16 protein-coding genes are annotated in these 17,251 nt (G+C 71.6%); 7 read left to right on the forward strand and 9 right to left on the reverse strand.

The window, feature by feature from the left end:
* Positions 1-6: 6 nt before the first annotated feature.
* Positions 7-324, reverse strand: coding sequence for an ATP-dependent Clp protease adapter ClpS (clpS, locus tag GWK25_RS36485; RefSeq protein ID WP_215455760.1), 318 nt, complete (start codon positions 322-324; stop codon positions 7-9).
* A gap of 155 nt (positions 325-479) precedes the next feature.
* Between clpS and GWK25_RS36490 the strand changes: the two genes are divergently transcribed.
* Together GWK25_RS36490 and GWK25_RS36495 are read left to right on the forward strand one after the other, a co-directional pair.
* On the forward strand, positions 480-1,808 hold the full coding sequence (locus GWK25_RS36490; protein ID WP_215455761.1) for a nicotinate phosphoribosyltransferase: 1,329 nt from the start codon (positions 480-482) through the stop codon (positions 1,806-1,808).
* A gap of 263 nt (positions 1,809-2,071) precedes the next feature.
* Entirely contained in the window at positions 2,072-2,659 is a 588-nt protein-coding gene (locus tag GWK25_RS36495; RefSeq protein WP_215455762.1) for an isochorismatase family protein, read from the forward strand.
* A 258-nt stretch (positions 2,660-2,917) separates the two neighbouring features.
* On the opposite strand, the gene GWK25_RS36500 is transcribed toward GWK25_RS36495, so the two are convergent.
* Positions 2,918-3,280 (reverse strand): hypothetical protein, encoded by a 363-nt coding sequence (locus GWK25_RS36500; RefSeq protein ID WP_215455763.1) that lies wholly within the window; start codon positions 3,278-3,280, stop codon positions 2,918-2,920.
* Between the two features lie 135 nt (positions 3,281-3,415).
* Positions 3,416-5,770, reverse strand: a complete 2,355-nt coding sequence (locus GWK25_RS36505; RefSeq protein ID WP_215455764.1) for an immune inhibitor A domain-containing protein — start codon at positions 5,768-5,770, stop codon at positions 3,416-3,418.
* 460 nt (positions 5,771-6,230) lie between these two features.
* Here GWK25_RS36505 and GWK25_RS36510 point away from each other — a divergent pair, with 460 nt between their 5' ends.
* Positions 6,231-6,530 (forward strand): hypothetical protein, encoded by a 300-nt coding sequence (locus GWK25_RS36510; protein WP_215455765.1) that lies wholly within the window; start codon positions 6,231-6,233, stop codon positions 6,528-6,530.
* 95 nt (positions 6,531-6,625) lie between these two features.
* On the opposite strand, the gene GWK25_RS36515 is transcribed toward GWK25_RS36510, so the two are convergent.
* Together GWK25_RS36515 and GWK25_RS36520 are read right to left on the reverse strand one after the other, a co-directional pair.
* Positions 6,626-7,315: an RDD family protein gene (locus GWK25_RS36515; protein WP_215455766.1), complete on the reverse strand. Its 690-nt coding sequence runs from the start codon at positions 7,313-7,315 to the stop codon at positions 6,626-6,628.
* 133 nt (positions 7,316-7,448) lie between these two features.
* Positions 7,449-9,173, reverse strand: coding sequence for an RDD family protein (locus tag GWK25_RS36520; RefSeq protein WP_215455767.1), 1,725 nt, complete (start codon positions 9,171-9,173; stop codon positions 7,449-7,451).
* A 265-nt stretch (positions 9,174-9,438) separates the two neighbouring features.
* Between GWK25_RS36520 and GWK25_RS36525 the strand changes: the two genes are divergently transcribed.
* Positions 9,439-9,852, forward strand: a complete 414-nt coding sequence (locus GWK25_RS36525; RefSeq protein ID WP_215455768.1) for an SsgA family sporulation/cell division regulator — start codon at positions 9,439-9,441, stop codon at positions 9,850-9,852.
* Positions 9,853-9,880: 28 nt separating this feature from the next.
* Here the strand turns inward: GWK25_RS36525 and GWK25_RS36530 are convergent, their stop codons facing one another.
* On the reverse strand, positions 9,881-11,287 hold the full coding sequence (locus GWK25_RS36530) for an FAD-binding oxidoreductase (RefSeq protein ID WP_215455769.1): 1,407 nt from the start codon (positions 11,285-11,287) through the stop codon (positions 9,881-9,883).
* An 89-nt stretch (positions 11,288-11,376) separates the two neighbouring features.
* Between GWK25_RS36530 and GWK25_RS36535 the strand changes: the two genes are divergently transcribed.
* A complete protein-coding gene (locus tag GWK25_RS36535) occupies positions 11,377-12,864 on the forward strand; it encodes a hypothetical protein (protein WP_251829203.1) in 1,488 nt (495 codons plus the stop codon).
* A 236-nt stretch (positions 12,865-13,100) separates the two neighbouring features.
* On the opposite strand, the gene hppD is transcribed toward GWK25_RS36535, so the two are convergent.
* Positions 13,101-14,261, reverse strand: coding sequence for a 4-hydroxyphenylpyruvate dioxygenase (hppD, locus tag GWK25_RS36540; protein WP_215455770.1), 1,161 nt, complete (start codon positions 14,259-14,261; stop codon positions 13,101-13,103).
* A gap of 101 nt (positions 14,262-14,362) precedes the next feature.
* Between hppD and GWK25_RS36545 the strand changes: the two genes are divergently transcribed.
* The gene (locus tag GWK25_RS36545; protein WP_215455771.1) at positions 14,363-14,884 is read left to right on the forward strand and encodes an Lrp/AsnC family transcriptional regulator; all 522 of its coding nucleotides are present in this window, start codon (positions 14,363-14,365) and stop codon (positions 14,882-14,884) included.
* A 67-nt stretch (positions 14,885-14,951) separates the two neighbouring features.
* Here GWK25_RS36545 and GWK25_RS36550 read toward each other — a convergent pair whose 3' ends face one another.
* Both GWK25_RS36550 and GWK25_RS36555 read right to left on the reverse strand, forming a co-directional pair.
* Positions 14,952-15,752: a S16 family serine protease gene (locus tag GWK25_RS36550; protein WP_215455772.1), complete on the reverse strand. Its 801-nt coding sequence runs from the start codon at positions 15,750-15,752 to the stop codon at positions 14,952-14,954.
* Between the two features lie 104 nt (positions 15,753-15,856).
* Positions 15,857-16,333 carry a MarR family winged helix-turn-helix transcriptional regulator gene (locus GWK25_RS36555; RefSeq protein ID WP_215455773.1) on the reverse strand — a complete coding sequence of 159 codons (477 nt, stop codon included), beginning with the start codon at positions 16,331-16,333 and terminating at the stop codon, positions 15,857-15,859.
* Between the two features lie 85 nt (positions 16,334-16,418).
* Between GWK25_RS36555 and GWK25_RS36560 the strand changes: the two genes are divergently transcribed.
* Complete coding sequence (locus tag GWK25_RS36560) at positions 16,419-17,249, forward strand: alpha/beta fold hydrolase (protein WP_215455774.1); 831 nt, start codon at positions 16,419-16,421, stop codon at positions 17,247-17,249.
* Positions 17,250-17,251: the final 2 nt, after the last annotated feature.

The raw sequence follows: 17,251 nt of genomic DNA on the forward strand, positions 1-17,251 counted from the left end.
GCGTCGCTACTTCCGGTCCTGCTGGAGGGTGGCCCACAGACCGTAGCCGTGCATGGCCTGCACGTCGCGTTCCATCTCCTCGCGTGTTCCGCTGGAGACGACCGCGCGGCCCTTGTGGTGGACGTCGAGCATGAGCTTGGTGGCCTTGTCCTTCGGGTACCCGAAGTACGTCTGGAAGACATAGGTGACGTAGCTCATGAGGTTCACCGGGTCGTTGTGGACGATCGTCACCCACGGCACGTCGGGTTCAGGTACGGCGAAGACCTCCTCCGCCGACTCGGTCTTCTCGATCTCCATGGGTACGGCTGCCGTCACACGGCCCATGCTGCCACCACAGGGGGGTGCCCGCACAAATGCGGCCCTCCGACCTGGGGCTACGAGAAACGATCCGGCGCGGATCGGCCGGAGACCGACCGGAGACCGACCGGAGAGCGACTGGAAATCGTCAGACTGACGAAATGGGAGTACGATCCCTTGCCATGAACACAGCGGACCTTGGTTTGCCGGTCGACGTCCCCTCGACCGCGCTCTTCACGGACCACTACGAACTCACGATGCTGCAGGCCGCCCTGAAGGCGGGCACGGCCGAGCGGCGATCGGTGTTCGAGGTCTTCACCAGGCGGCTTCCGGAGGGACGCCGGTACGGCGTGGTCGCCGGCACCGGACGGGTGCTGGACGCCGTGGAGAACTTCCGTTTCGACCCGGGCGTCCTCGGCTTCCTGCGCGAGCGCTCCATCGTCAACGCCGAGACCCTCGACTGGCTCGCCGGCTACCGCTTCGGCGGGGACGTGTGGGGCTACCAGGAGGGCGAGGTCTACTTCCCTGGCTCGCCGATCATGCGGGTCGAGGGCACCTTCGCGGAGTGCGTGCTTCTGGAGACCGTGGTCCTGTCCATCCTCAACCACGACTCGGCGATCGCGGCCGCCGCGTCCCGGATGTCCAGCGCCGCAGGCGGGCGCCCGCTGATCGAGATGGGCGCCCGGCGCACGCACGAGCTGGCCGCCGTGGCCGCCTCGCGCGCGGCGTACGTCGGCGGTTTCACCTCCACGTCGGACCTGGCCGCCGGCTTCCGCTACGGCATCCCGACGGTGGGCACCAGCGCCCACGCCTTCACCCTGCTGCACGACCGCGAGCGGGACGCCTTCCAGGCCCAGGTGGACTCGCTGGGCCGGAACACCACGCTGCTCGTCGACACCTACGACGTCACCGAGGCCGTACGGACCGCCGTGGAGATCGCCGGGCCCGAGCTCGGCGCCGTGCGCATCGACTCCGGCGACCTGCTGCTCGTCGCCCACCGGGTGCGGCAGCAGCTGGACGAGCTGGGCGCGACGGACACCCGGATCATCGTGACCTCGGACCTCGACGAGTACGCCATCGCCTCGCTGGCCGCGGCGCCCGTGGACGCGTACGGCGTCGGGACGCAGCTGGTGACCGGCTCGGGGCACCCCACCTGCTCGATGGTCTACAAGCTCGTCGCCCGGGCGGACTCGGCGGACCCCACGGACCCGCTGGTGCCGGTGGCGAAGAAGTCCAGCGGCGGGAAGACCTCCGTCGGGGGCCGCAAGTGGGCGGCCCGGCGGCTGGACGAGCACGGGGTGGCGGAGGCCGAGGTGATCGGCACCGGGCCGGTGCCGGACGACCTCCAGGACCGTCAGCTGCTGGTCCCGCTGGTCAAGGACGGGCGGGTGCTCTCCCGGGAGCCCCTGGACGTCGTCCGCGAACGGCACGTGACCGCGCGGGCCAATCTGCCCCTGTCGGCGACGCAGCTGTCGCGCGGCGAGCCGGTCATCCCGACGGAGTACGTCTGAGGCGCTCGGGTACGTGAGGGGCGGCGGGCGGGCGCACGCTGGGGGTGGGCCGGAGTGAACGTGTCCGGTGCGCTCTCTTGCGAGCCCCCTGGCGCCCGCGTAGTGGGCCCGTGCTCCGGCCCACGCATCGGGCGAGCGCCGGATGCCCCCTCCCGAACAGCTCTCGAAGTCTCTAGGCTCGGAAGTTCGCAGTTTCCCATCGCACCCGTACCCGCGCTCACACCCACACCCGAGAACCGAAGAGTCGTAAGGACACCGACACCATGCGCCGCGCCTTGATCGTCGTCGACGTGCAGAACGACTTCTGCGAGGGGGGCAGCCTCGCGGTGGCCGGCGGTGCCGATGTGGCCGCCGCCATCACCGAGCTGATCGGCCAGGCGGCCGGCCCCGGCTACCAGCACGTGGTGGCCACCCGTGACCACCACATCGCCCCCGGTGGCCACTTCTCCGACAACCCCGACTACGCGCACTCCTGGCCGGCGCACTGTGTCGCCGGCACGGAGGGGGTGGGCTTCCACCCGAACTTCGCCCCGGCGATCGCCTCCGGCGCGGTGGACGCCGTGTTCGACAAGGGGGCGTACGCGGCGGCGTACAGCGGTTTCGAGGGCGCCGACGAGAACGGCGCGTCCCTCGCCGACTGGCTCCGGGCCCGTGACATCACCGAGGTCGACGTCGTCGGCATCGCCACGGACCACTGCGTGCGCGCGACCGCCCTGGACGCCGCCCGCGAGGGCTTCCGCACCCAGGTCCTCCTGGACCTGACGGCAGGAGTCGCCGAGGAGACGACCGAGCGCGCCCTGGAGGAACTCCGCGAGGCGGGCGTGGAACTGTCGGGCAAGCCGGTGGTGTAGCGGCCGGTCCGCTCTGCGGGGCCGGGGCGCACCCCGGCCGCCGGGTGACTCCGCGGCCGCCGGGTGACTCCGCGGCCACAGGCCGGCCCGGCACCGCCGAGATACACCATCGTGGCTGATCACCGCTGCGGCGGACAGGAGTGGCCGAGGAACCCGCTGGAACGACGGTGGCCGTGGTGCCCCGTCGGCAGAGCGTGGCCGTGAGATGCCGCTGGCCGCGCTTCGCGCTGCGGTCGGCGGCGGCGACGGCGACGGCGGTCACACCCGTACCGTCGGCCTCCTCAGGAGCGCTCTGATCGGGTGCCACAGCTCCGGGGTCGTGGAGGCCGGGCACACCGGGGACGTGCGCCATATGAGGCCGTCCGGGTGGTGCAGGACGGCCGTGATCTCGTCCAGGGTCGGAGGCGCCGCGTTGCCGCGGAGGTAGACCGCTCGCATGCCCAGATTGCGGAGCCGGGTCAGGGCCCGGGCCCGGTTCGCGGCGAGGACCAGGACCCGTACGGAGCCGTCGTCCGCCGGGGCCCAGCTGGTGCCCGGAGTGTCCGGCGCCGTCGCCCCCGGCAGGTTCAGGGCGACGACGACATTGCCGTCCGGCAGTTTGCAGAAACCTCCTGCGGCCATGCAGGTCACACCCCCGTGAGCGTCAGAGTCGATGTCGGTGTCAATAAGAAGACCACACCCCGCACCTAAACACGTCCGGCCGCGACCCGCCAAGAGGGTCACGGCCGAACATGCTCTGACCTGCGCAAATGCTGTTTACTTCACCGCGGGGCCCACCTGGACCGAGATCGTGGAGCCATCCTTGGCCTCCTTGACGATCTTGATCTTGGTGTTGGTGTCAGTGATCTTGACACCGGCGAGCGGGGCCGCCTCGTCGTAGTAGGTGTTGGTCCGGTCGTTGAACGTGGACACACCCTTCGACGACGGGATCTTCGTCAGCACGTCCGCGTTGTGCAGCTTCAGACCGTCCGTGCGGTAGAGGCTGAAGGGCGAGTCGTAGGACTGGATCCGGCTGCGCATCACCGTGCCGTCGGCCCACTTCAGCGCCGCCGGGTGCGAGTCGACCGGCAGGAGCAGACCCGTACCGGGGTGCACGCTGGTGTTGTTGTCCGCCTGCGAGGTGTCCCACTTCCAGATCAACAGGCCGTTCTGGTACGGGAAGTGCTCCACCCAGGACGGACGCGTGGTCGAGAAGCCGAAGTTGTACGGGCCGACCTTCAGCGTCTTGTCGTACGACACGTACTGACGGTTCTCGGCGATGTAGTACTGCGCGTAGTCGTCCGTGATCGACGCGCCGATGCGGGAGAAGCCCTTGGCGGTCCAGCCGGCGTCCGCGCTCTCCGCGTCGTCCGAGAAGACGGCGGAACCGTCGGCGGTCACCGTGATCGAGTCGGCCGCGAAGCCCTTCGGGGCCACACCGCCGTCGGTCTGGTAGCGGAAGCGGAGGTCGAACTTCTTGCCCGCGTAGGCGTCCAGGGAGTACGACAGCTTCTTGTACGCGGCCGAGGAGCCGGTCAGTGCGGGCTTGCCGCTGGCGTCGCGCGGGATCGCCGTGCCGTCCACCGTGCCGTCGACGGCGGTCCAGTTGGCGCCGCCGTCGGTCGACACCTCGGTGTAGAGGTAGTCGTACTCGGCCTCGATGTCGTACCAGCCGTCCAGGGTCAGCGCGGCCGAGGACTTGCCCGTGAGGTCCACGGAACGGGTCAGCGTGTTGGCGAGGTTGTCACCGCTGCCGCTCCACCACTGGGTCGAACCCTGCGCGGGCTCGACGATCTCGGTGGTGACCTTCTTCTTCGGCAGCTCGACCACGAGGGCCTGCTTGTCCTTGGTGTTGTACTCCGCCACACCCAGCTTGTGCTTCGACTTCGTCGCGGCCTTCGCCGTGTCGTAGTTGAGCCAGCCGAGCTGGAGCTTGTCCCAGGCGGTCATGTCGCCGGGGAGGTCGCCGATGGCGTCCTTGCCGGTGCCGAGCCAGGAACCGGAGGACATCAGGGTCCAGAAGCCGGTGGAGTTGTCGCCGCCCTGGGTGTCGTAGTGGTCCGGCAGACCGAGGTCGTGGCCGTACTCGTGGGCGAAGACACCGAGTCCGCCGTTCTCCGGCTGGATGGTGTAGTCGCCGACCCAGATGCCGGTGTCACCGATCTTGGCGCCGCCGAGCTTGTTGCCCTCGGGGCCCGTCGCGCCGGCGTCCGAGCCGAACGCGTACCAGCGGTGCGCCCAGATGGCGTCCTCGCCCTGCGCGCCGCCGCCCGCGGACTCGTCCTCACCGGCGTGCACGATCTGGAAGTGGTCGATGTAGCCGTCGGACTCGTTGAAGTCGCCGTCGCCGTCGAAGTCGTAACGGTCCCACTGGTCGAACTCGGCGACGTCCGCCTTGATCTCCGCGTCGGTGCGCCCCGCTGCCTTCTGCTGGGCGACCCAGGACGTGAGACCGTCGCTGACCACGTTCCACACGCTGGAGCAGGTGCTCTGGCCGCAGGCGTTGTTGCCGTAGCGGGCCTCGTTGTAGGGGACCTTGACCCAGTCCGAGACCTCGCCCTCGATCGAGTAGCGGCCCGAGGACTGCTTCTCGTAGTACTTCTTCATCGACTCGGTCTTCTTGCCGGTGCCGAAGTACAGGTCCTGGAAGTGCTTCTGGTCGTAGTCCGCCTGCCAGGCCGTGGAGTTGTCCTGGTTGCGGTCCGGCTTGGCTATCTGGTTGTGCAGCGGGCCGGGGGTGCCGCCGTAGCGGCTGTCGATCTCGTCGCCGAACTCGACCAGGATCGTGAAGATCTTGTCGGTCTTCTCGCGGCCGAGCTCGACGTACTTGCTCTTGCCCTTCTTGCTCTTCAGCTGCACGACCTGCGAGCCCTCGCGGTCCTTGACCGTGGCGTCGCCGGATATGACCTGCTGCAGGGCCTCCTCGCGCTGGGCCTCCTGGGTCTTGCTCAGGGGGCCTTCGAGGTCGTGGTCGTCGGCGTGCTCGTGGTCCGCCGGGTCGTGCCGGTCGACGGACGCCGCCGGAGCGGTGTCCGCGGCCTGCGCCACGGTGAACGCGGACATGGTCGCCGCCGCCGTGGCGACCGCGACGCCGATCGCCGCCGCTCTGTACGTCCAGGGTCTACTGGTCACTTGAGTTCCTCCCCCGCGTACCGTTCGCGCGGAAGGGGGATGGCCCCGATCGTGGAGGAGTCCGCGCGCGGTATACGCGTGTAGTCAAGTGGCGCCATTCGACCGGAGTTTCGACTTAAAAAACAGATCTTGACTTGGTCAGGTCAAGTGGATTATCGGCGTCCAGGGGAAGCGCTTGTTCGTTATCCGGTCGTTACGCGTGCGGCCGTCCGTCGCTCGTCCACCGCTCGCCCGCGCTCTCGTCGGCCTCTCGAACCGGCGCGCATATGCGTCCACTTGCCGGACCCCATGAACCCGTGCGCCCCCTGTGCACCCGGCACCGTGTGTCAGGTCACGCTTACCCGTCGTTCCACTCGGGCACCCTGGCGAATAGAGTCGATTGGCGGAACGCCGGAGGTCGGCAGAAGCCAAGCCGACTGCACCGCTTCGCCTTTGATTCCCACCCGAGGACACGATTGCCATGCCTCGTCCGACGACCGCACAGCTCGCCTACGGCTCCTGCACCGTGATCTTGTCCACCCTCGCCATGCTGCTGCTGTCACAGACGAGTTCCGGCGCGGGCATCACGGTGATCGCCCTGTCCGCCCTGGCCCTGGGCCTGCTCGTCGCGCTGACGGTGCCGTTGCCCAAGTCCGCGCCAGGCGCCTCCGTCCGCCCTGCGGCACGCTCCAGGGCCTCCGCCGCCGCCCCGGCCCGAAGCCGGGTGACCGCGCGGTCCGAGGCCGTACGGGAGCCCGTGCACGAACGGATGGGTTCCTGAACCGGCACTCGGTGACAGCTTGATGAAACGCTTCGGCGGGCCCGTGGTCCACGGACCCGCCGTCGTCGTGCGCCCTCCGTGCCCGCTCGCGCCGCTCAACCGGTGCTGACCACCACCGTCTTGGCCGCCTTGTCGTGCAGGCCCTGCTTGTAGGGCTTGTCGAAGAAGCTCCAGCCGCCCGCGATCGCCGTCCAGATGCAGGCGCAGCAGAAGGCGAAGGGGATCCACAGCACGGCAGCGCGCGTCAGCGCGGTCTGCACGGAGGGCGTGGAGCCGTCGTCGAGGTTCGCCACCCGCAGGCGCAGCAGCTTCTTGCCGAGGGTCTGGCCGTTCCGGACGGTGAAGTACGTGTCGTAGGCGATGTAGAGGACCGCCGCCAGCGCCTCCTGGGCCAGGGACTTGCCGAACTCGAAGTCGTCCGAGTCCACGGTGTACTGGCTGATCCTGAACGCCCAGGCGAGCAGCCCCACCACGATGCCCACCAGGATCATGTCGAGGATGCGCGCGAGCACCCGCTTCCCGCCGTCGGCGAGCGGCGGCATGCCGGAGAGCGGGTCGTTGGAGTACGGCCCGCCGCCATAGGGGTCACCGCCGTACGGACCGCCGCCGTAGGGGGGCGGCTGACTGCCGTACGGCGGTTGCCCGGCGCCTCCCCCGGACGGCGGCTGCTGGGGCGGCGGGTCGTACGGGGAGCCGCCGCCCTGCCGCGGCGGGGGCTGCTGCTTCCTGAACGGGTCGTCGTCCGGGGACTGACCGGAGCCGAAGGGCGGCGGTTCGGTACTCATAGCCCGAGTCGACCGCGAACCCCCCGCCTCCGCATCCGGCACGGGGCCGTCCGGAGTACGGCTCCGGCGAGGAGGTCGGGGGGCGGAGAGGCAGGCGGTGGAGTGGCCGGGGTGCCGGGGTGGAGTGGCCCGGCTAGTCGCCAGCCACGAACGTGTGGGCCGCCTTGTCGTGCCAGCACTGGCGCCACGGCTTGTCCCACACGCACCACAGCAGACCGATCACACCGATGCCCAGCAACCCGGAGACGGTGTGGACGAGCCAGCGCCGCAGTGAGCCCATGAAGGACGGTGGCTCGTGGCCCTCGATGTCCCGGACCTCGATGCCGAACACCCTCTTGCCGAGGGTGCGGCCCCACTTGGCGGTGGGCAGCACCTCGTAGAGGGCGCTGACGAGGAACAGGACGCCCAGGACGATGCCCAGGTAGACGGAGGTCGTGCCGTCGACCAGCCAGACGGTGACCCTCTCGCCGGAGAGCCGGGCCGCGTCGATCTTCTCGTCGATGTGGTCGACCGCCTTGGTGCCGAACGGCACGGCGGCCACGGCCGTGACACCGCCGACGACCAGGCTGTCCACCAGCCGGGCGGCCAGCCGTCTGCCGAGCCCCGCCGGTCTGGCCTCGGCCTGCCGCCGCGCGGCCGCCTGGAAGGGGTCCTCGACGACCGGCTTCCACGGCGCGACCGGCTGCTCCGCGTCGCCCCCGGCCAGCTGGTGCACCTGCTGGGCCCAGGAGGGCTGCCCGCCGCCGAGGCCCACGGCCATCGGGGTGTCGGCGGACTGGGGGGCGGTGGACTGCGGGGGCACACCCGGCGCGAGGTTCGGGGCCGGGGCCGCCTGCGGGGACTGCGGGGCCGGGGGGAAGGCGCCGCCGAACGGGGGATGCTGCGGACCCGGGACGGCAGGGGCGGCCGGGGCCGCCGGAGCGGTCGCCGAGGGAGCCGGGGCCGGGGCGGAGGCCGCTGCCGCCGGGACCGCGGGACCCGACCGCGGACCTTGCGGCGGCACCGACGGGTCCTGCGCGGCGGGCGGCGTCTGCGGGCCCTGCTGAGGACCGGTCGGTGCCGGCGAGGGCGACGAGGACTGCGGGGCGAGGCCCAGGGCCTGCTGGGCGGCGACCTGCGCCGGGGTCAGGGGCGCGCCGAAGGCGGCGGGGGCCACGGGGGCGGCCCCGTCCTGCTGACCCGCGGGCGAGGACGGACGGATCGTCATGGTCCCCTCCGACAGCGCGGATTCCGCGCTGTCCGCCGGATCCGGACGCCCGGGGCCGTTCGGGCGCCGGAAGACCACCGTGCCCGGTGTGGCCCCGGCCTCGTCGTCGTCCGCCGGCGGGATGGTCGCCGTGCCGTCCGTGCTCGCCGTCCGCCCGGGGTCGCCGAAGCCCGGGGAGACGGCGGGCGCGGCCGAGCCGTCGGCGGCGCCGTCCGTGTCCCCCGTGCCGGCCGTACCACCCGCGCCGGCCGAGAGGGAGAGACGGGGGTCGGCGCCGCGGGCGGAACCCCAGGACACCCGACGGTCGTTGTCGCCGCCGAAGCCGGTCTGGCGGGAGCGGTCGGCGCCCCACGCGGAGGCGGGCTCGGGGCGGGAGCCGTGCAGGGCGTTGGGGTCGGCGGCCGCCCTGGCCGCGTCGCCGTCGCCCGCGGGGTCCTCGTCGAAGAAGTGCGGGCCCGTCTCCTCCACGGCGCCGGACGAGCCGGAGCCGGGCGGCGGGGCGAGTGGCTCACCGCCCGAGGGCGCCGGACGGCTCGTACCCGGCACCCAGGCCGCGCCGTTCCAGTACCGGACATATCCAGGAATGGACGGGTCCGGGTAATACCCTTCGCGGGGCCTGTCGTCGCCGGGGGCCGGGGTTGGGGCGCTCATGTCCGTCGTCCCGTATCTGCTCGTGGGTCGGGTGGAGGCATCCAGATCTACCAGACGCCGGCCCGGTCCATGACCGCTGCCTCCGGACCCGCCCCATTCGCCCACGGATCTGCTACGGGCGGAGCGGGAGGCACGGGCGTCCGCGGGCGGTCGGTGGAGTCGTCGGAAAAAAGTTTCGCGAACCCGCGTAATGCCTGGGGGTCCACGCCCCTCTCACTCGTACGGGCCCGCCCACGGGCCCTCCGACGAGAGAGGAACGATCACCATGCGGCACACCGTCGTGGAGCGCGAACTGGAGCTCAGACTCGTCCTGTCGCCCGAGCGCAGCATCCCCGTGCCGGCCAAGCTGGCCTACCGTGGCGACGACCCGTACGCCGTCCACATCACCTTCCACGTCAACTCCGACCGGCCGGTGCACTGGACGTTCGCGCGGGAGCTGCTGGTCGAGGGGGTGTTCCGGCCGTGCGGGCACGGGGACGTGCGGGTGTGGCCGACGAAGGTGTCGGGCCGCAGCGTCGTCCTGATGGCGCTCAGTTCGCCGGACGGGGACGCCCTGCTCGAAGCGCCGGCCGCCGCGGTGTCGGCCTGGCTGGAGCGGACCCTGCGGATGGTCCCGCCGGGCTCGGAGTTCGACATGCTGGGCATCGACGACGGCCTGGCCGAACTCCTCGCCCAGTGAGGCGTGGACCCGAGGAGGGAGAGCGGCGTCAGAACAGCTTGCCCGGGTTGAGGATGTTCAGCGGGTCGAAGACGGACTTCACCGCCCGCTGCATCTCCATGCCCACCGGGCCGATCTCCCGGGCCAGCCACTCCTTCTTGAGGATGCCCACGCCGTGCTCGCCGGTGATCGTGCCACCGAGTTCCAGGCCGAGGGCCATGATCTCGTCGAAGGACTCGCGGGCGCGCCGGGACTCGTCGGGGTCCCCCGCGTCGAAGCAGACGGTGGGGTGCGTGTTGCCGTCGCCGGCGTGTGCGCAGACCCCGATGGTCAGGTCGTACTTCTCGGCGATGCGGTCGACGCCGTCGAGCAGCTCGCCGAGCCTGGAGCGCGGCACGCACACGTCGTCGATCATCGTCGTGCCCTTCACCGCCTCCAGCGCGGTGAGCGACAACCGCCGTGCCTGGAGCAGCAGTTCGGACTCCGCCGCGTCGTCCGCCGGGACGACCTGGGTGGCACCGGCGGCCTCGCACAGCGCGCCGACGGCGGCGAGGTCGGCGGTCGGGTCCGGGGTGTCGAAGGCGGCGAGCAGCAGCGCCTCGGTGGTCTCCGGCAGTCCCATGTGCGCCAGGTCGTTGACGGCCTTCACCGTCGTACGGTCCATGAGTTCGAGCAGTGAGGGGACGTGCCCGCCGGCCATGATCCGGCACACCGCGTCGCAGGCGGCGGCCGCCGACGCGAACTCCGCCGCCAGCACCAGCTGCCGGGGCGGGCGGGGCTTGAGGGCGAGGGTCGCGCGCACGACGATGCCGAGCGAGCCCTCCGAGCCGACGAAGAGCCGCGTGAGGTCGTAACCGGCGACGCCCTTCGCGGTGCGCCTGCCGGTGGACATCAGCCGGCCGTCGGCGAGCACCACGTCCAGGCCGAGGACGTACTCGGCGGTCACCCCGTACTTCACACAGCACAGGCCGCCGGAGGCCGTGCCGATGTTGCCGCCGATGGTGCACATCTCCCAGCTGGAGGGGTCCGGCGGGTAGGAGAGTCCGTGCTCGTCGACCGCGCGGGAGAGGGCCGCGTTGATGACACCGGGTTCGACGACGGCGATGCGGTCGACCGGGTTGATCTCCAGGATGCGGTCCATCTTCGTCAGGGACAGCACGATGCAGCCCTCGGAGGCGTTGGCGCCGCCGGACAGGCCGGTACGGGCGCCCTGCGGGACCACCGGGACGCGCAGTTCGGTGGCGGTGCGCATGACGTGCTGCACCTGTTCGACGGTCCGGGGCAGGACGACGACCGCCGGGGCACCGGCCTCGCAGAAGCTCGCCATGTCGTGTCCGTAGGACGTGGTGACGTCCGGGTCGACGAGGACCGCCTCCGGCGGCAGGCCTCTGAGCAGTCGGTCGACGAGGTTGCCGGTCGTCTCGTCGGGCGGGGCTTGGATACGGCTCATGATCACAGGTTCGCACTCGCGGCCATCGGTGTGAACCCGTCGGCGCGAGCGTTCGGGTGCGGGATGTGGTCGTCGTATTGACGCACAGTGACGGCATGTCTGTGGAGAACGAGGAGCGGGCGGGCCGGGCTGGTGGTGCGTGGCGGGCGGTGCGTGCGGTGCCGTGGCCGGGGTGGGTGTCCGACCGGGGGCAGGCGTGGGGGCGGGCCCGGGGGCGGGGTGGAGGCGTGGTGGGGGCCGTCGTCGGGTGTTTCGTGCTCGGGGGTGTGCTGATGGTGGTGCCGCCGGACGGGGGTGACCGGCGTGACGGGGGCGGCGGCCGGGAGGCGCGGGTCGTGGGCGCGGCCGGGGCCGAGGGCCGGCGGGCCGGGGCCGGCGCGGCTGCCGGGGTGCCCGCCGCGCTGCCCGACGTGGTCGCGACCGTGCGGGAGCGGGAGGCCCGGGTGCGGGCCCGTCCGGGGGACCACGTCTCCTGGGCGATGCTCGGCGTGGCGTACGTCGAGCGGGCGCGCCGGACCGGTGGCGTCACCGACTACCCCCGCGCCGAACGCGCCCTGCGCACCTCGTTGCGGCTCCGGCCGGACGGCAACGCGGACGCCCTCGAAGGTCTCGCCGCCCTCGCGGTGGCCCGGCGTGACTTCCGGGCGGCGGAGCGGTGGGGCGAGGAGGCCGTACGGGTGGCGCCGGGGCGCTGGACCTCGTACGCCCTGCTCATCGACGCGTACGACGGCCTCGGCCGGTACAAGGCGGCCCGTGCGACCCGGGACAGGATGCTCGCCGTCGACTCCGGGCCGGCGGCCAGGGTGCGGGCCGCGAGGGTCTCCTGGGATCAGGGGGCGCGTGAGGACGCGGCGGCGGCGCTCTCGGACGCGGCGGCCGCCGAGACCTCGGCGGCGGGCCCGTCGGCCGCGGGGGCGGCGTGGTGGGTACGGGCCGGGGAACTGGCCTGGGAGCGGGGGGACGCGGAGCATTCCTTGCGCTACTGCGAGGCCGGCGGGTCCGCCGTCGCGGGAAGGGAGCGCGATCCCGTCCCGGAGGCCGGGGCGTGCCGGGCGCGGGCGCTGGCCGCGCTGGGGCGTACGGCGGAGGGGCTACGCGCGTACCGGGCGTCGCTGGCGCGGCGGCCGTCCGCCGAGGTCGCGCTGCGGCTGGGGAAGTTGTACGAGTCGCTGGGGCGGCCGAGGGAGGCGCGGAAGCAGTGGGGCGTGGTGCGGGCGCTGGTGGCGCGGTCCGCCGCGGCCGGGGTCAACGAATCGCTCGTCCTCGGGGCGCTGGAGGCGGATCACGGGGATCCGGCGGAGGCGGTGCGGGTGCTGCGGACGGAGTGGGAGCGACAGCCGGGGTTGCGGGTGGCCGACGCGCTGGGGTGGGCGTTGCACCGGGCCGGGCGGGACGGGGAGGCGCTGGGGTTCGCGCGGCGGGCGACGGACCGGGCGCGGGGTGGGGAGGTGCGGAGTGCGGCCTACGCGTATCACCGGGGGGTGATCGAGCGGGCGGTGGGGTTGGAGGCGGCGGGGCGGCGGCATCTGGAGGAGGCGCGGCGGTTGAATCCGTATGTCGGGGAGGGGGGGAGGTTCGCGTAACGGGGCGGGGGGGCGGGTTCGTTGGCGGGTGCGGGTGCGGGTGCGTGGGGCTTCTCGCGCAGTTCCCCGCGCCCCTGAAAAGCACGGGCTGCGCCCGGTGCTTTTCATCCCGCGGCCCCGTCGCCTTTCAGGCCCGCAGGGCCTGATCTCTTGGGGGCGCGGGGAACTGCGCGAGAAGCCCCACCGGAGCCGCACCCGCCTCGAACCCGTACCCCCGAGCCACCAGGCGCCCCGCCCTACAAGTTGCCCCTCTTCTCCTGCTCCCTCTCGATCGCCTCGAACAGCGCCTTGAAGTTGCCCTTGCCGAACCCCATCGACCCGTGCCGCTCGATGATCTCGAAGAAGACCGTCGGCCGGTCCTGGACCGGCTTGGTGAAGATCTGCAGCAGGTACCCGTCCTCGTCCCGGTCCGCCAGGATCCTGAGTTCGCGCAGGGTGTCGACGGGCACCCTGGTGTCCCCGACCCACTCCCCCAGCGTGTCGTAGTACGAGTCGGGCGTGGCGAGGAACTCGACCCCCGCCGCCCGCATGGTCCGTACCGTCCGCACGATGTCGTTCGTGTTGAGCGCGATGTGCTGGACCCCCGCGCCGCCGTAGAACTCCAGGTACTCGTCGATCTGGGACTTCTTCTTGGCGATGGCGGGTTCGTTGATGGGGAACTTGACCTTGAGCGTGCCGTCCGCCACGACCTTCGACATCAGCGCGCTGTACTCGGTGGCGATGTCGTCCCCCACGAACTCCTTCATGTTGGTGAAGCCCATGACCCGGTTGTAGAACTCCACCCAGTCGTTCATGCGCCCGAGCTCGACGTTGCCCACGCAGTGGTCGATGGCCTGGAACGTGCGCTGGGCGGGCGGCTCGACGAGAGGCTCGGCGGCGACGTACCCGGGGAGGTACGGCCCGTCGTAGCCGGTGCGCTCGACGAGGGTGTGCCGGGTCGTGCCGTACGTGGCGATCGCGGCCAGCACGACCGTGCCGTGCTCGTCCTCCAGCTCGTACGGCTCGGCGACGGAACGGGCGCCGTGTTCGACGGCGTAGGCGTACGCACGGCGGGCGTCCGGGACCTCGATGGCGAGGTCGACCACACCGTCGCCGTGTTCGGCGACGTGCTCGGCGAGGAAGTGGCCCCAGGTGGTGGCGGGTTTGACGACCGAGGTGAGGACGAACCGGGCCGAGCCGTTCTTGAGGACGTAGCTCGCCGTCTCGCGGCTGCCGGTCTCGGGGCCGGCGTAGGCGACCAGGCGCATGCCGAAGGCCGTGGAGTAGTAGTGGGCGGCCTGCTTGGCGTTGCCCACCGCGAAGACGACCGCGTCCATTCCCTCGACCGGGAAGGGATCAGCCTGCCGTGCGGTGCGCGGGACGTCGTGCGTGCCGTGGGTGTGCGCGGAGGTGGCCATGACCGCAGCGTCCTCCGCGCCCACAAGGTGTGCAACAGTTGGCGGATCCGTTGGGCAATCTGTTCAGCGGCAGGCGCGTCGGGCGGCGTGTTCCGCACAGCATGACCACCCCGGGAGGTCTGGTGGCGATCGATCATCTGGACGGGCGGTTGATCGTCCTGCTCGCGCGCGAGCCCCGGATCGGGGTGCTGGAGATGTCGCGGCGGCTGGGGGTCGCGCGGGGCACGGTGCAGGCGCGGCTCGACCGGCTCCAGTCGACCGGCGTCATCCGCGGCTTCGGCCCCGAGGTGGATCCGGCGGCGCTCGGCTACCCGGTCACGGCGTTCGCGACCCTCCAGATCCGGCAGGGACAGGGCGCGGACGTACGGGCGCACCTGGCGACCGTGCCGGAGGTGCTGGAACTGCACACGACCACCGGCAGCGGGGACATGCTGTGCCGGCTGGTGGCCCGTTCGAACGCCGATCTCCAGCGGGTGATCGACCGGGTCGTCGGGATCGACGGCATCGTGCGGGCCGCCACGGCGATCGTGATGGAGAACCCCGTTCCGCTGCGGATCATCCCGCTGGTGGAGCAGGAGGCGCTCCGCGAACGCGCCGACGGACCTCGGGAGACGACGACCTGAAAGCTTGACCGGCCTGAGCGCCTGACTGGCTGGCCTGGCCGGCTCGGCCGGTCTGAAGGGACCGCCGTCAGCAGCTGGGCACCGACCCCTTGCCCGTCTCCAGCGCTACGAGGGAGCCGACCGCGCCCTTCAGGGTCGTCACCGGGATGAGCCGCAGCCCCTTGGGCAGTTCGGCCTTCGCGTCGGCGCACTCGGCCTTGGGGACCAGGAACACGGTGGCGCCGTCACGCCGGGCGGCCTGGGTCTTGAGGGCGACCCCGCCGACCGCGCCCACCTTGCCGGCGGCGTCGATGGTCCCCGTACCGGCGATGACCCGGCCACCCGTGAGGTCGCCGCCGCTGCCGTCGCCGTCGAGCTTGTCGACGATGCCGAGGGAGAAGAGCAGCCCCGCGCTGGGGCCGCCGACGTCGGCGAGCCGCAGGGTGACCTCGATGTCACCGGAGTCCTCGCCGAGGTAGGCGAGCGCGGCCTCGGTGGCTGTGTCCTGGGACTCCTTCATCTCGGCCTCGTTGTGCTCCTGGATCTCCTCGGTGGTGTCACCACTGGGGTAGACCGCTTCGCGGGGCATGACGGCCTGGTCGCTGCGGAACCAGCCGTCGAGCACGTCGCCGAGGCCGACCCGGGCGTCCGGTCCCGTCGCCTCGATCGTCGTCATCCGCAGCTGCCCGCTGGTCTTCCGGGCCTGGGCGCCGCTGATCGTGATCACCGGCTCGCCCTTGTTCTCACCGAGGACGTTCGCCGTCATCCCCGGCTGCGCCACGGAGAACGGCAACGGCGCGAGCGCCACCGTGACGAGCAGCCCCACCACCGGCAGGGAGCTCACGGCTACGGCGACGGGACGCGAAAAGCTGGAGAGACGAGAGAGCACGGAGTCAATCTAACGTGAGGGGTGATTCCGGCCAGGGGGCGGTGGTCCCCCTCGGGCCCGCGACGGGCGCCCACGTGGTTCCGGGCGGGCGCCGAGCCCAGCTGTCAGTTGACGTCCACGTCCTCGAAGAGTTCGAGGAGCTGCGTCAGGACTCGTACGCAGGAGTCGACGTCGGCCGCCGTCAGATCGCCTCCGGCCTGCTTCAGCAGCGCGCTCTCCCGGGCGACCAACGCGTCGATGGCCGTGCGGCCGGTGTCGGTCAGACGGATCAGGGAGGAGCGCTGGTGGGCGGGGTTGGGGATGGCCTCGACGAGGTCCCGCCCGGCCGCCTCGTTGACCATCCGCTGCACGAACTGCCTGCTCAGCGCCAGTGTCCGCCCCATCTGCGGCACGGTCATCGGCTGCTCGGCCATGCGCAACAGCTCCAGGACCGCGCGCACGCCGACAGGGAACCCCTCCTTCCGTTCCTTCAGCTCCAGCGCGCGGGTGGTCCGACGGTAGAGGGGCCCCAGGACGGCGAACACCTCGGACAGCCGCCCGGCGAGCGCGTCGGGCGGCAGCGGCTCATTGGTCTCTGTCACGGGCTCATTGTCTTCCACACCTCCACCGCACCACAGAATGACAACTGGGTTGTCATCTTCTCGGCAACATGACACCTTGGTTGTCATGACTGATGCCTCGCAGGTCCGCACGCACACGTTCCCGTCCGACGACGGTCCCCTCGCCTACCTGGACACCGGCTCCGGCACCCCGCTCGTACTGCTGCACGGCGGCTTCACGGACCACACCATGTGGCGGGACCTGGTACCCGCGCTGACGGCGACCGGTCACCGGGTCATCGCCCCGGACGCGCGAGGGCACGGCGCCTCGGCCAACGCGAGCAAGCCGTTCCGCTTCACCGACGACCTCGCCGCGCTGCTGCGCCACCTGGACACGGGACCGGCGATCCTGGTCGGCATGTCGATGGGCGGCGGCACGGCGGTCGACACGGCGCTGGAACATCCCGACCTGGTACGCGCCCTCGTCGTCAGCGGAGTCGGCACCAGCGAGCCGGAGTACACGGATCCCTGGACCAAGGACAGCGTCGCCCGGTACTACGGCACGCTGATGTCAGGCGACCTGGAGGGCTGGCTCGACGTGGTCGCCGAGGCGGTCGCCGGTCCGCACCGCGAGGTCGACGACCTGGACCCCGACATCGTCCGGCGGGTACGGGAGATGAGCCGGGCCACCGCCCTGAAGCACACCGTCGGCGAGCGGGACTGGCACGTGCCGGTCACGGACACCTGGGCCCGCACCGCCACCCTCACGGTCCCCACCCTCGCCGTCAACGGCGCCCTGGACGCCCCCGACCTCATCGCCATGGCCGAGCGTCTGGTCAAAACGGTCGCCGCGAAGGGCCACACCGTCACCGTCGAGGGCGCCGGGCACTACGTGAACATGGAGCAGCCGGACACCTTCACCGCACACATGCTGGACTGGCTGAGGCGACTGCCCTGACA

Origin of the sequence: Streptomyces sp. ATCC 21386, assembly GCF_018728545.1 — a bacterium.
GTDB lineage: Bacteria > Actinomycetota > Actinomycetes > Streptomycetales > Streptomycetaceae > Streptomyces.

Bases quoted from the DNA above. Each gene is read 5' to 3' on its own strand.
- clpS (WP_215455760.1), bottom strand. From the start codon at position 324: ATGGGCCGTGTGACGGCAGCCGTACCCATGGAGATCGAGAAGACCGAG.
- GWK25_RS36490 (WP_215455761.1), top strand. From the start codon at position 480: ATGAACACAGCGGACCTTGGTTTGCCGGTCGACGTCCCCTCGACCGCG.
- GWK25_RS36495 (WP_215455762.1), top strand. From the start codon at position 2,072: ATGCGCCGCGCCTTGATCGTCGTCGACGTGCAGAACGACTTCTGCGAG.
- GWK25_RS36500 (WP_215455763.1), bottom strand. From the start codon at position 3,280: ATGGCCGCAGGAGGTTTCTGCAAACTGCCGGACGGCAATGTCGTCGTC.
- GWK25_RS36510 (WP_215455765.1), top strand. From the start codon at position 6,231: ATGCCTCGTCCGACGACCGCACAGCTCGCCTACGGCTCCTGCACCGTG.
- GWK25_RS36515 (WP_215455766.1), bottom strand. From the start codon at position 7,315: ATGAGTACCGAACCGCCGCCCTTCGGCTCCGGTCAGTCCCCGGACGAC.
- GWK25_RS36520 (WP_215455767.1), bottom strand. From the start codon at position 9,173: ATGAGCGCCCCAACCCCGGCCCCCGGCGACGACAGGCCCCGCGAAGGG.
- GWK25_RS36525 (WP_215455768.1), top strand. From the start codon at position 9,439: ATGCGGCACACCGTCGTGGAGCGCGAACTGGAGCTCAGACTCGTCCTG.
- GWK25_RS36535 (WP_251829203.1), top strand. From the start codon at position 11,377: ATGTCTGTGGAGAACGAGGAGCGGGCGGGCCGGGCTGGTGGTGCGTGG.
- hppD (WP_215455770.1), bottom strand. From the start codon at position 14,261: ATGGCCACCTCCGCGCACACCCACGGCACGCACGACGTCCCGCGCACC.
- GWK25_RS36545 (WP_215455771.1), top strand. From the start codon at position 14,363: ATGACCACCCCGGGAGGTCTGGTGGCGATCGATCATCTGGACGGGCGG.
- GWK25_RS36560 (WP_215455774.1), top strand. From the start codon at position 16,419: ATGACTGATGCCTCGCAGGTCCGCACGCACACGTTCCCGTCCGACGAC.